Raw genomic sequence first — 14285 nt, 5'->3', positions numbered from 1 at the left:
ATTTGGATTTAAAGCATCTTTAAAGTTGCTATGAAATACCTAAAAAACGCTGTCGCGTTAGCAAATTTTTTATGCTAATGCGACAGCTCCTTTATATATTCATATAATATAATTTTTATTTTACGCCTTTAATAAATTTATATAACTATTATATAAACTTTTAACGGATTTTTCCCAATTATAATTTGTAGTAACATATTTTTTTAATACATCATTCTTATTTTTATTTAGAGACATTTTTATGGCAGATTCAATACTTTCTTCATAATAAGGATTACAATATATAACCATATCTTTAAAATATTCTTTTGCACTTCCTTCTTCTGTAGATATGATATTACACCCACTAGCCCCTGCTTCCAAAGATGATAACCCAGGAGTTTCTATAAAAGAAGGTAATATATGAAGCTTTGCAAATCTATATGCATTATATATATTGTAACTATCCATAAATCCTAAATGAGTTACATTTGGATACTTGATACATTCATTAAAATAATCTTTATCATTTATATTTCCTATTAATACTAAATCTAATCCTAATCTATTGCATATCTTTGATAACATTAATTGATTCTTTATTTTACATATTTTTCCCACACATAATATATAACTATTCAACTTATATCTTTCTTTAAAATTATAAAGAGGAACTTCATCATTTTCAATTTCTACTCCATTATATATTACAGTGTATGAAAAATCTTTTTTAAATTCTTTTTTTAATAGCTCTCCTTCCATTTTACTATTAGTATATATCATTTTACATCCATTTAATATTTCATACCTATAAGGTCTGCATTTATCCCAAAGTTTGGCCCCTTCATAATCATTTATATATTTTAAATATTTTTTTAAATTCCAATAAAGTGGAGATAGAACTATAATTTTTTTATAACTTTTAGCAATTCTATAATATTTATATGTTTCCCCCATTGTAGTAAGATTAAACAAATGGACTATATCATAATCTGAATAATCATTTATTTCCCCATTATTTATGTCAACTTTAACACCCATTTTTCTTAAATATTCCGCCTTTTTTATAACCTGCATAGAATCACCAGCAAAGTTCCTATAATAGTCACTTCTAATGCAGAATAAAACCTTCATAATTAATATCCCCCTATGCATTTTGTTACTCTATCTTTAGATTATTCATATGCATATATTTATATGAATATCACGAATTTTAGCTATTTATTTTATTATTAAATAATAAAATAAAAAAAGGTTTGTATTTTTATTAAATACTCACCTTTTTTTATTTATTACTTTTTTGTAACAGTATCTGTTTTTAACATAGGGTTCTTTTGCTTTTTCTCTTTAGCTAACTGTATTTGTGTTTCAATAAGTCTATGCTGTAAATCCATTATTTTGTACTTTGAAGATTGAACTTGAAATTTACACTCTTTATACTCAGATTTTAATATATTGTTTTCCTCTAAATATTTCTTACAGGTTTCTTGAAGAATGTCTCTTTCTTTTATTACACCTTCAATTTCTACCTCTTTATCTTTTAATAACTCTTTAAGGTTATCTACCTGAGTTTTCTTTTTAAGTTCCTCATTGATGCTATTCAATTTTGTAACTTCACCATTCATATCTTCTATATTCTTTAATAGTTGCTTTTCTTTTTCTTCCATTTTTTTTATTTTATCTAAAAGCTGTTCTATTTTTTCTTCTTTCTTTAACATTTCATCTACAGCATTTATAGCAGTTAAAATGGCGGCAGAAGAGGTACTAAGTTTACTGTTATTGTCTATTATGCTTTTTACTTGCTTATCTACATAACTAGCAACTCTATGTAAATATTCCTCTTTTTCATTACCTTTTAAATTATATTCTACTCCATTTATCCTAACAGTTACTATGTTCATGTAAACACCCTCTCAGATAAATTCATCTTTACATCTATTTTAACACAAATTGTTAATAGTTAAAATATGATTTTATCTGAGTTGAGCTCCTAATCTATTTTCTAATGTTCTAACTATTTTATCATGAACTTTATTAACTTCTTCATCTGTTAGCGTTTTGTTTTCTAGTCTATAAAGTATGGAATAAGCAACACTTTTCTTACCTTCTGGTATTTGTTTTCCTTTATAAATATCAAACAATTTAACTTTTTCTACCATTTTTCCGCCTTGTTTTACTATTATATCTTCAATATCCTGTACCAATATTTCATCATCCACTAATAATGCAATGTCTCTTGATACTGCTGGGAATTTAGGTAATACCTTATATTTTCTATCTAAATTAGAATGATTATATAGAATATCTAGATTAAGTTCTGCTACATAACATCTTTCTTCTATTCCATAATTATCAGCTACATCTGGATGAATCTCTCCAAGAACCCCTATTAAATCTTTCTTTATATATAACTTAGCAGTTTTTCCTGGATGAAATGCAGAACTTTCACTTTCACGTTGGAATATAGATCCTTGTATTCCTAAATGTTCAATTACATTTTCTACTACACCTTTTAAGTCCAAATAATCAACATTACCATATAAACCTATAGTTATTATATTTCTTTCTTCTGGGAGTTTATTTTCATCATCCTTTGGTAAATATATCTTACCAATTTCAAATAATCTAGCTTCTTCATTATTTCTAGAAAAATTTCTTCCTAAAGCTTCTAATATGGAAGGTATAGTAGTAGTTCTCATTATACTATAATCTTCTCCAAGAGGATTTTTAATTTTTACAACATTTCTTAAAACACTATCTGCTGGTAAAAGAATTTGATCAAAAACCTTAGGGCTAACAAAAGAATAACTTATTGATTGATTTAATCCACTGCCTGTTAATGCTTCTATCACATTGTCATCCAAGTTTTGTTTTTTACTCTTTCCACCCTTTTCACTACTGCTATTTAATATAGTTGTAGGAATATTATTATATCCATATATTCTAGCTATTTCTTCTGCTACATCTTCTTTAATGTTTATATCACATCTAAATGTAGGTACTGTTATATTTAAAATATCATCCTTTATTTCTGTCTTTAATTCTAATCTATTTAAATATTCCCTCATATTTTCCTTGGAAATATCTGTTCCTAGAAATCTATTTATCCAGTTAGTATTTACTTCTAGAGTATGTTCTATAATTTTTTCATTATAAACATCTATAGTCCCTTCCATTATTTGTCCTACATTAAGTTCTACTATTAAGCTACAAGCTCTGTCCATAGCAATTTGTACTAAGTTTGGATCTAAGTCTTTTTCAAATCTTGCAGATGCTTCTGTTCTTAATCCCAAATTTTTAGATGATACTCTTACATTAGTTCCATCAAAATTAGCACATTCAAATATTATGCTAGTTGTGTCATCTTTTACCTCTGAATTTAATCCCCCCATTATTCCAGCTAATGCTACAGTTCTTTTACCATCTTTTATACAAAGCATGTTAGAATCTAGTTGTCTTTCCGCTTCATCTAATGTAGTAAATTTTTCTCCATCTTTAGCTCTTTCTACAACTATTTTATTAGATGTTATTTCTCTTGCATCAAAAGCATGCATAGGCTGACCTAATTCAAGCATTACAAAATTAGTTATATCAACTATATTATTTATTGGCCTTACTCCAGCCTCTAGTAATCTCTCCTTAATCCAAGAAGGAGATTCTTCTATTTTAATATTTTTTACTCCTCTTGCCATATATCTTCTACAAAGACTATCCTTAACTTCTACTTTAAGTTCATTATTAATGTTTTCTTTACATAAACATTCATAACCTAGATTAGGCATACTATAACTAGTTCCTAGTGTAGCAGCTGTTTCTCTTGCCATACCAACAACACTTAAACAGTCTGGTCTATTTGAAGTTATTTCAAAGTCAATAATTGAATTATCTAATCCTAATACTTCTTTAATATCCTTTCCTATAGGTGTATCTTTTGGTAATATCATTAGTCCATGTACTTCTTTATCTCCCGCTATACCTAGTTCTTCTTCTGAGCACATCATACCATTAGATGCTATTCCTCTTAGTTTACCTTTTTTTATTTTTACTCCACTTGGTAATGTAGAACCATGTAAAGCTACAGGAACTATATCTTCTTCTTTCATGTTATTTGCACCAGTTACTATTTGTATAGGTTCATCTTTTCCTACATTAATTTGGCATACAACCAACTTTTCTGCATCTGGATGTGACTTTATTTCTAGTATCTTTCCTGTAACCACATTTTGAATATCATCACCAGATGAAATTACTTCTTCTACTTTTGATCCTGATAAAGTTAATCTATCCGCTAACTTTTCAGCTGAAATATCTATATTAACATAATCTTTTAACCATTTAACTGGAACTTTCATTTACTATTCCTCCATTTCTGTATTCTTTAAAATTGATTTAAAAATCTCATATCACTTTCATATAGTAATCTTATATCATCTATACCATATTTAAGCATAACCATTCTATCTACACCAAATCCAAAAGCGAATCCACTATAAATCTCTGGGTCTATTCCACAATTTCTTAATACTTGTGGATGAACCATTCCACATCCTAGTAGTTCTATCCAACCACTTCCTTTGCAAACTTTACATCCTTCTCCATTACATACAAAACAAGTAGCGTCCATTTCTGCTGATGGTTCAGTAAATGGGAAATGATGCGGTCTGAACTTGGTTCTAACCTTATTACCAAACATTTTCTTTGCAAAAACCTCTAAAGTACCTTTTAAATCTGCAAAAGTGATTTCTTTATCTATAACTAACCCTTCCATTTGATAGAATATAGGTGAGTGAGTTGCATCAACAGCATCTGAACGATAAACCTTTCCTGGTGCTATCATTTTTATAGGTGGCTTTTGATTTTCCATAGTTCTTATTTGTATTGGTGATGTTTGTGTTCTTAAAACCACATTATCGTTTATGTAAAATGTATCCTGTTCTCCTCTTGCAGGATGATTTTTAGGTATATTTAAAGCTTCAAAGTTATAGTAATCAAGTTCTACTTCTGGTCCTTCTTCAATAGTAAATCCCATAGAGATAAATATTTCTTTCATACTTTCTAAAGTTAAATCTAGAGGATGTCTTCTCCCTAGAACCTGTTTTCTTCCAGGCATTGATATATCGATAGTTTCATTTTTAAGTTTTAAAGATTTTTCCTTTTCTTTTATAGTTTTTCCTGCTTCATCAATAAGATTTTCTATAGTATTTCTAATCTCATTAGCTAATTTACCTACTATAGGTCTTTCTTCATTACTTAAAGCTCCCATACCTCTAAGAATTTGAGTTAATTCTCCTTTTTTACCTAAATACTTTACTCTAATGTTTTCTAATTCACCTTTATCCATAATTGACTTCAATTCACTTATGGCATTTTCTTTAATAAGCTGTAATTTTTCTTTCATGTAAATGTAACTCCTTTCATGTATTATTTTAAATAGAAAAATATAATCTGTGGCAAAATAAAAAGCCCCTTTATAAAAAAGGGACGAATTTTTATCCGCGGTACCACCCTGATTAACACTTATATTATATGTGTTCATCTCAATATGATATCGGTTAATCACCGCTAACTACTACTAATAATTTCATAGTTAGAACTCAGAAGTGAACTTCAAAATAAAAATTAATAAAAAGGCTTGCAGTCTATGACCTTTTCTTCCTAAAAATAATTTTTATATTTACTCTCTTCATCATAGTTTAAATATTAATATCTTTAATTTTAAATTCTACATACTAATTTTAATATTGTCAATGCTATTTATAATTTTGTCTTACCACTTCAAACATTATAATAGAAGCTGCTACTGCGGCATTTAAAGATTCAGCTCCACCTGGCATTGGAATTTTAAAAGTTTGATGAGCCATATTGTATATTTCATCACTTATTCCATTTCCTTCATTACCTATAGATATAATAACTTTACTTTCTTTTAAGTTTAAATCATAAAAATTTTTATCTGATTGCAATGAACTTGCCAATATCTTGAATCCTTTATTGATTAAACTATTTAATATTTGAAAATTATCATCTTCAACTACAGGTATATGAAATATAGAGCCCATAGTAGACCTTAAAGTCTTTTCATTATAAACATCCACAGTTCCTCTAGTCATTATTATGCCAAGAGCTCCTGCTGCATGGGATGTTCTTATAATAGTTCCCATATTTCCTGGATCTTGTATTTTATCAACTAAAACATAAAAACCTTTTTTATCTTGAATATCTAAACTTCTATTATCTACTATCGCCACAATTCCCTGTGGAGTATCTGTACTACATATAATTTTAAATACTTTTTCATTTAATAAGTATACTTTTGTATTTTCATTAATTTTATCTTTAATATGAAAACTTTCATATCTATCTAAAGAATTATCACAAAGAAATATTTTTGATACATTAAACTGTGAATCTAAGGCCTCACCTACAAATCTAAATCCTTCTACTAAAAATTTATTTAATTCTTTTCTATATTTCTTTTCTTTTAATTTCCTAACTTCCTTTATTGTTGAATTATCCTTACTACTAATAATCTCCAAGTAAATTCCACCTTTTTATTTGGATATTAGATTTTCTAATTTACTCAATTCTTCTGTTCCACCTATAGCTACAACTATATCACCAGATTCTATTATATCTTCAGCAGTAGGTGATACATTTATATCATTATCCTTTTTAATAGCCACTACATTTATTCCATAATTAGCTCTTACGCTTAATTCTTGTAAGTTCTTTCCATGCCATTCTTTAGGGCTAACAATTTCTGCAATACTATAATCAGGAGATAATTCAATATAATCTAATATACTTGATGATACAAGATTATGAGCTACTCTCACTCCCATATCTCTTTCAGGAAGAACAACTCTATCTGCTCCTATTTTATATAGTACTTTTGCATGTAATTCATTATTAGCTTTAGCAATTATGTACTTTACTCCTAGTTCTTTAACTAAAAGTGTAACCATAACACTAGCCTGTATATCAGATCCAATAGTAACAACAGCTACATCAAAGTTACGTATTCCTAAAGACCTAAGACTATTTTCATCTGTAGCATCTGCCTCTACTGAATGAGTTACACTATCAGAAATATTTTGTACCATATCTTCATCAGAATCTATTGCTAAAACATCATTACCTAATGCATATAAAGTTTTAGCAACAGAAGTTCCAAATCTTCCTAATCCTATAACAACAAATTGTTTTTTAGCCATGTCACACACTCCTTACCCAACTAATACTTTATCTTCTGGATATTTTACAGTATTTGAAGCTTTCCTTTTTGATATAGCCAATGCCAATGTTAAAGGTCCTACCCTTCCTGCATACATTGTTAAAGCAATAATTATCTTTCCAACTGTTGTTAATTGCGTAGTTAATCCTAAAGTTAATCCAACAGTAGCAAATGCAGAAGTGGCTTCATATAAAATGTATTCTAACGAAAATCCTGATTCTGTTATAGACAACGCCATAGTTACAATAACCACTAATCCTAAACTTATAATAGCAATGGCTAAAGATTTATAAATTATATCTTTACAAATTCTCTTCTTAAAAATTTCAGTATCTTCTCTTCCTCTAATGATAGATAATACTGTCATAAATAACAATCCAGCAGTTGTAATTTTTATACCACCTGCAGTAGATCCTGAAGATCCTCCAATAAACATAAGTATAATAGTTAAAAACCTTCCTGCAGTACTCATATCTGAAGTAGATATAGAGTTAAATCCAGCAGTTCTTGGAGTGACCGATGCAAAAAAAGATGATAATATTTTTCCTTTAAAAGACATATCTTTTATTGTATTTGGATTGTTAAATTCAAAAATAAACATCAAAATAGCTCCTCCAAATATTAAAAAAGCCGTAACGGATAAAGCTAATTTTGAGTGAAGTGACAGTCTTTTTACTCCTTTAAAATTATATATTTCCTGCCAAACATAAAATCCAAGTCCACCTATTATTATTAAAAGTGCTATAGTCAATATTATTACTGAATTATCGTAATAATTAGTTAAGCTTTGAAACCCTCCCATAAGATCAAAACCAGCATTACAAAAAGCGGATATAGAATGAAATATACTATAATAAAGCCCTTTTCCTAACCCAAATTTAGGAATAAATTGTGTTGAAAGCAACACTGCTCCTCCCATTTGCACAGAAAAAGTAAACAATAACATATATCTAGCCATTTTTACAAGGCCTTGTAAAGAAAATGAATTTAATGCTTCTTGCATTACTAATCTTTCCTTAAGTGTTATTTTTTTTCCTAAAACAAGAGCTATTAATGTAGCAAAAGACATAAATCCTAAGCCACCTATCTCAATCAAAAACATTATTACTGTCTTTCCAAAATAAGTCCAATGAGTTCCTGTATCTACAGTAACCAGACCTGTTACACAAGTTGCTGATGTAGCAATAAAAAAACAGTCTATAAAAGGAGTTCTATTCCCACTTTGTGATGCTATAGGAAGATTTAAAAGAATGGCTCCTGTTAATATTACAATAGCAAAACCTATAGCTAAAATTTGTACAGGAGTAAGTTTTACATCTTTTATTCTATTTCCTTTCATTATATGCACCCCGTATACTATTATAATTGGAAAACGTTATGGATAATTATATCACTTAAAAATGTGTTGTCAAATTATAATAAAATAAAAAATCTCTCATATAAGCTAAAAAATGCAGCTTTATCGCTGCATTTTTATTAAGCATTAACTTGTGCTTTTGCTACTTCAACTAATTCAGAAAAAGCCTTTGGATCATTTATAGCAATTTCTGAAAGCATCTTTCTATTTATATCAATTCCTGCAAGTTTGATTCCATTCATAAACTTTGAATATGAAAGTCCATTCATTCTTGTTGCTGCATTTATTCTAGCTATCCATAGCTTTCTAAAATCTCTTTTCTTTAACTTTCTTCCAACATATGCATTTCTTAATGCTCTTATAACTGTTTCATTAGCTGTTTTGAATAACTTGCTTTTTCCACCATAATAACCTTTTGCAAGTTTTAATATTTTTTTATGATATTTACGAGCATTCATAGCTCTTTTAACTCTTGCCATTTAAATAAACCTCCTTTAGCACTATAAATTATAGATATGGTAATAGTTTTTTCATAGCTTTTTCCTGACATTCAGCTACATATCCAGTTTTTCTAAGATTTCTCTTAGTTTTTGTACTTTTCTTAGTCAATATGTGACTCTTGAAAGCCTTAGCTCTTTTTAATTTACCAGTTCCAGTAACCTTAAATCTTTTAGCTGCACCTCTATGTGTTTTCATTTTTGGCATAGTATTATTCCTCCTCTCAACGATTATGCTCTTTTTGGAGCCAGAACCATTGTCATATTTTTACCTTCTAATTTTGCAGGTTTTTCTATAACACATACATCTTCAACTTTTGAATGAAATAATTTAAGAATCTTTTCTCCTACAAAAGAGTAATCTGCTTCTCTTCCTCTAAATCTTACTGTAACTTTTACCTTATCTTCATCCAATAAGAATTTTCTAGCATTATTAGCCTTTATTCCTATATCATGTTCTTCTATTGTAGGACTTAATCTTACTTCTTTCAAGTTAGTTACTTTTTGTTTTTTCTTTGCCTCTTTTTCTTTTTTGGATTGTTCATATATAAACTTACCAAAATTCATTATCTTACAAACAGGCGGTTTTGCAGTTGGAGCTATAAGAACTAAATCCTCTTCTCTTTCTTCTGCAATTTTTAGGGCCTCAGATGATGACATTATTCCTAACTGTTCACCCTTACTTGTAATAACCCTAATTTCCTTTTCTCTAATTTCTTCATTTACAAGGAAATCTTTACTAATGGCATTCACCTCCCAGATGAATTTAAATAAAAATTTATTTCAATAAAAAAAGGACGGCAAAGCCGTCCTCAATATACACTACAATAAGTATATTCCCAATCTAACCTTACTAGCAATGCTGTAAGGTGAGAAACGGCTAGTTTCTTCTTAACAGATTAAATTTTACTACGTGATTTAAATATTGTCAAGAGAATTTTGTATATTATTTTTCTAATGTGCAACCTTCAGACACTCTATTCTTTATTTCATCAGTTATTTTTGAAATAAATTCTTCTAATAACATTGCTCCAAGATCTCCACCTTTTCTAGTTCTAAGGGCAATTTTATTATCTTTCATTTCCTTATCTCCAACTATAATCATATAAGGAATTTTCTTAAGCTGAGCTTCTCTAATCTTATATCCAATTTTTTCATTTCTTTCATCTATCTCAACTCTTATTCCATTTTCCTTTAAAGTATTTGCTATTTCTTGCATATAATTTTTCTGAGCATCTGTTATATTCATAACTCTTACTTGAACTGGAGCAAGCCATGTTGGAAATGCTCCTGCAAAATGTTCTATAAGTATTCCTATAAACCTTTCAATACTTCCAAATACAACTCTATGCACCATAACTGGTCTATGCTTTTCTCCATCTGGTCCTACATATGTCAAGTCGAATCTTTCAGGCATTTGAAAATCAAGCTGAATAGTTCCACACTGCCAAGTTCTTCCTATACAATCTTTTAAATGGAAATCTATTTTAGGTCCATAGAAAGCTCCATCTCCTTCATTGATCTTATATGGAAGACCAATTGCATTTAAAGCTTCTATAAGTCCATTAGTTGCTGCTTCCCAATCTTCGTCACTTCCCATAGAATCTTCTGGTCTTGTTGAGAGTTCAACAAAATATTCAAATCCAAATACTTTATAGAAATTATCTATAAGCTTTATAACATTTAATATTTCATCTTTTATTTGTTCTTTTGTCATAAATATATGAGCATCATCTTGAGTAAAGCATCTAACCCTCATAAGTCCATGTAATGCTCCAGAAAGTTCATGTCTATGAACAAGTCCTAATTCACCTAATCTTAACGGAAAATCTCTATATGAATGTAGTGCACTTTTATAAACTAATATTGAGCCTGGACAGTTCATTGGTTTTACTGCATAATCTTCTTCATCTATTTGTGTAAAATACATATTTTCCTTATAGTGATCCCAATGTCCTGATTGATGCCATAATGCCTCATTTAATATTATAGGAGTTCTTATTTCATCATATCCAGCTTCTGAATGTTTTTCTCTCCAGAATCCTTCTAGTATATTTCTAAGTACCATTCCCTTAGGATGGAAGAATGGGAATCCCGGTCCTTCTTCATGAATACTGAACAAATCAAGTTCCTTTCCTAACTTTCTATGATCTCTTTTTTTAGCTTCTTCTAACATATTTAAATAAGCTTCTAACTCACTTTTTTTAGTGAAAGCTGTACCATATATTCTCTGAAGCATTTTATTCTTTTCATCGCCTCTCCAATAAGCTCCTGCTAATGATAATAATTTAACGGCTTTAACCTTTCCTGTAGATGGTACATGAGGGCCTGCACATAAATCTGTGAATTCTCCTTGTTTATAAAATGATATTGTTGCATCTTCTGGAAGGTCTTCTATAAGCTCAACTTTATATGTTTCATTTTTTTCTTTCATTAATTTTATAGCTTCTTCTCTTGGAAGTTCAAATTTTTCTAATGGAAGATTTTCTTTAATTATTTTTTCCATTTCTTTTTCAATTTTTTCTAACATTTCTTGTGTAAAAGAAACTTCTGAATCAAAGTCATAATAAAATCCTGTTTCTATAGCTGGTCCAATAGCTAATTTAGCATTAGGATACAATCTTTTTACTGCTTGTGCTAATATATGAGAAGCTGTATGCCTTAAAGTCCACTTTCCTCCCTCATCTTCAAAAGTTAATATTTCTAATGAACAATCCTCATTAATCTCTGTCATTAATTCGGCTTCTTCACCGTTTATTTTAGCTCCTAATGATTTTTTATAAAGTGCTGGACTAATTTTCATGGCTATGTCACTAACCTTTGTGCCTTTTTCAAACTCCATTACTTTGCCATCTTTTAATGTTACTTTAATCATACTATTTTCCTCCTTGACTTTTATATCATATTTTGCATAATAATCAATTAAGCTTAAAACAAAAAACAAAAAATAAAAAAACCCTCCCAAAATGGGACGATTTCACACCGTGGTTCCACCCAAGTTAATAATAGAAAAACTTACTCTATTATTTTCTTTTATCCTTTAACGCAGGAAACGGATATACTTACTTATATTTCAGTATACAGCTCAAAGGTGGTTTTCAACAAACTCTGTTAAGAAAACTTTTCAGCCTATGAGCTTTCCTCTCTTTTAACAGTTTATCTGCTTACTCTTCCTTTTCACAGCATTTCTTTTATCTTTTTTATAATTATATTCTTTGATATTTATAATGTCAATATTTAAAAATAATTAAATTATAAAAATTATACATTAACTATGAGTTTTTTCTTTAATTTTGCTACATGTTTTACAATTATCACAAAATACCACTCTATTTAAGAATACATTTTTGATTGTATTAATAAATTCCTTATTTAAACAATTGCTAGCACAATGTATAACTATCTTATTTGGACAATAAGTAATAAGACCACTTATTAACATATCCTCCATATTTACTACACCTGTAAAATTACCTCCAGAAAATTCACTAAATAATTGTTCTATTATATCATTTCCTTCTTTATCTTTAACTATATATTCACCACTTTCAGATATTATAATATTAACTTCTTCTATTTTACTTTCTTGTATTTCAACAAAATATTTTAGTAGCTTTATAAACTCATTGTATTCCTTTTCTATTAAGTATTCCTCAACCACCTTATCTACTATATTTTGTAAATAATTTTTTAAATCTTTCATTCTAAATGTTAAAAACCCTTTTATATTTATTTCTTTATTTTCTTCAATACATTCAATTATTTTATCTAAAATATCGTTTTTTCTATTCATATAATATATGTTAGATTGATCAATTAAAGTCATATCTATATTAAACACTTCTGAACTACTTTGCTTAATTTCCTCTGTTTCATTTCCATTTAGAAAAAAATATGTTTCTGATATAAATTCCTCAATGTATTTATCTAAAAATTCTTTTACTAACGCTTTATATAATATATTAGCTATATATAAATTAAAAATATTGAAATTCTTTTTACTCAATCTCTCTTCTGGAAAAGTTATTTTAATGAAGTGAGTATTTTTATTTATTCTTTCTGAGATACCTATATCTATTTTATTACTTTTACAAAACTCTCGTAAATCCTTTATACCTTCAATTATTTCTTCTAAATCATTCTCATATATAAGTTTAAATGATTCCATAAATCCTCACTCCCTTCTACAATAGTATGCGTTTTATTTTGATGTATATTCATAATCTTTGTTTCAAATATCGACAATTAGACTTTTGCTACATTTTTTAATATTTGATAATAATAAATCTATATTATAAAATGTATATAAACCTATTGAAAGGCCATGGTAATAGATAATATGAAACACATTATTGTAGATTATAGAATCGAAAGTGAAGAACAAACAAATTTACTAAAATTGGGCTATAAGATATTGAAATGTCCTCATAGTGATTCTCTTTATGAGACTGTTTGCGGACATCCAGATATGCTAATGCATATAATTGATGATAAAAATATTATTGTTCATAAGAATATGGAAATAGAGTTTATTAATACATTGAAATCATTAAATTATAATGTATTATTATCTTTTAGTGAACTAACAGATAAATATCCTTATGATATAATTTTAAATGCAGTTAGTTTAAAAAATTTTTTTATGCATAATATAAAATATACAGATAAATTTTTATTAGAAAAAGTAAATCATAAAAAAATCATATCTGTTAACCAGGGCTATACAAAATGTTCCACAGCTATTATAAAAAACGAAGCAATTATCACTAGTGATAAAATGATAGCTTCTGTTATGTCAAAAGAAAACATAGATGTTTTACTGCTTCCACCAGGTGACATAATTTTGCCTGGTTTAGATTATGGGTTTATCGGTGGCTGCTGCGGAATGATAGAAGAAAACATAATTGCTTTTTATGGTAACTTAAATCATTATATTTATGGAACAGAAGTTATGAATTTTTTATATAAGCATAATGTAAAACCAGTATTTTTACGGGAAGGAAAATTAGTGGACAGAGGAAGTATATATACAATTGAAAAAAAGTAACTTTCAACAATAATAATCGAGTAGGAGGGAAAATTAATTAAATTTTCCCGACCTCTCACACCACAGTGCGTACCGTTCTGGTACACGGCGGTTCTTTAAGAATTATGTGCCTTCATATATTTTGCCGACAGGCTGTCTAAACCTACGGTTTTAAAGAATTGATTATTTAGA

The 14285-nt window shown here is 28.4% G+C and carries 13 protein-coding genes and 3 other annotated features; of the genes, 1 reads left to right on the top strand and 12 read right to left on the bottom strand.

The window, feature by feature from the left end:
* Positions 1–120: 120 nt before the first annotated feature.
* From J2Z24_RS20865 to ytxC, 12 genes are all read right to left on the bottom strand, one after another.
* Positions 121–1113, bottom strand: coding sequence for a glycosyltransferase family 4 protein (locus J2Z24_RS20865; protein WP_035150101.1), 993 nt, complete (start codon positions 1111–1113; stop codon positions 121–123).
* Positions 1114–1271: 158 nt separating this feature from the next.
* On the bottom strand, positions 1272–1880 hold the full coding sequence (locus tag J2Z24_RS20860) for a cell division protein ZapA (RefSeq protein WP_035150096.1): 609 nt from the start codon (positions 1878–1880) through the stop codon (positions 1272–1274).
* A 72-nt stretch (positions 1881–1952) separates the two neighbouring features.
* On the bottom strand, positions 1953–4331 hold the full coding sequence (gene pheT / locus J2Z24_RS20855; protein ID WP_035150093.1) for a phenylalanine--tRNA ligase subunit beta: 2379 nt from the start codon (positions 4329–4331) through the stop codon (positions 1953–1955).
* Positions 4332–4357: 26 nt separating this feature from the next.
* Positions 4358–5377 carry a phenylalanine--tRNA ligase subunit alpha gene (gene pheS / locus J2Z24_RS20850; protein WP_035150091.1) on the bottom strand — a complete coding sequence of 340 codons (1020 nt, stop codon included), beginning with the start codon at positions 5375–5377 and terminating at the stop codon, positions 4358–4360.
* A gap of 76 nt (positions 5378–5453) precedes the next feature.
* Positions 5454–5678 (bottom strand) — a binding site (T-box leader).
* A gap of 51 nt (positions 5679–5729) precedes the next feature.
* Positions 5730–6515 carry a TrmH family RNA methyltransferase gene (locus J2Z24_RS20845; RefSeq protein WP_035150088.1) on the bottom strand — a complete coding sequence of 262 codons (786 nt, stop codon included), beginning with the start codon at positions 6513–6515 and terminating at the stop codon, positions 5730–5732.
* A 15-nt stretch (positions 6516–6530) separates the two neighbouring features.
* Complete coding sequence (locus J2Z24_RS20840; protein ID WP_035150085.1) at positions 6531–7193, bottom strand: potassium channel family protein; 663 nt, start codon at positions 7191–7193, stop codon at positions 6531–6533.
* 12 nt (positions 7194–7205) lie between these two features.
* Positions 7206–8552, bottom strand: a complete 1347-nt coding sequence (locus J2Z24_RS20835; RefSeq protein WP_035150083.1) for a TrkH family potassium uptake protein — start codon at positions 8550–8552, stop codon at positions 7206–7208.
* Positions 8553–8689: 137 nt separating this feature from the next.
* Positions 8690–9049, bottom strand: coding sequence for a 50S ribosomal protein L20 (rplT, locus tag J2Z24_RS20830; protein ID WP_035150081.1), 360 nt, complete (start codon positions 9047–9049; stop codon positions 8690–8692).
* A gap of 28 nt (positions 9050–9077) precedes the next feature.
* Positions 9078–9275 carry a 50S ribosomal protein L35 gene (gene rpmI, locus J2Z24_RS20825; protein ID WP_035150079.1) on the bottom strand — a complete coding sequence of 66 codons (198 nt, stop codon included), beginning with the start codon at positions 9273–9275 and terminating at the stop codon, positions 9078–9080.
* A gap of 23 nt (positions 9276–9298) precedes the next feature.
* The gene (infC, locus tag J2Z24_RS20820) at positions 9299–9820 is read right to left on the bottom strand and encodes a translation initiation factor IF-3 (protein ID WP_035150076.1); all 522 of its coding nucleotides are present in this window, start codon (positions 9818–9820) and stop codon (positions 9299–9301) included.
* A 30-nt stretch (positions 9821–9850) separates the two neighbouring features.
* Positions 9851–9966 (bottom strand) — a sequence feature (ribosomal protein L20 leader region).
* Between the two features lie 47 nt (positions 9967–10013).
* The gene (gene thrS / locus J2Z24_RS20815; RefSeq protein WP_035150074.1) at positions 10014–11942 is read right to left on the bottom strand and encodes a threonine--tRNA ligase; all 1929 of its coding nucleotides are present in this window, start codon (positions 11940–11942) and stop codon (positions 10014–10016) included.
* Positions 11943–12031: 89 nt separating this feature from the next.
* Positions 12032–12257 (bottom strand) — a binding site (T-box leader).
* 78 nt (positions 12258–12335) lie between these two features.
* Positions 12336–13235, bottom strand: coding sequence for a putative sporulation protein YtxC (ytxC, locus tag J2Z24_RS20810; protein ID WP_035150071.1), 900 nt, complete (start codon positions 13233–13235; stop codon positions 12336–12338).
* 171 nt (positions 13236–13406) lie between these two features.
* Here ytxC and J2Z24_RS20805 point away from each other — a divergent pair, with 171 nt between their 5' ends.
* Positions 13407–14114 carry a DUF6873 family GME fold protein gene (locus J2Z24_RS20805; RefSeq protein ID WP_035150103.1) on the top strand — a complete coding sequence of 236 codons (708 nt, stop codon included), beginning with the start codon at positions 13407–13409 and terminating at the stop codon, positions 14112–14114.
* Positions 14115–14285 lie beyond the last annotated feature (171 nt).

The organism is Clostridium tetanomorphum, assembly GCF_017873215.1.
Classification (GTDB): Bacteria; Bacillota; Clostridia; order Clostridiales; family Clostridiaceae; genus Clostridium_AO; species Clostridium_AO tetanomorphum.
Note: the sequence above shows the minus strand (reverse complement) of the source record. Positions and strands in the feature narration are given on the sequence as shown.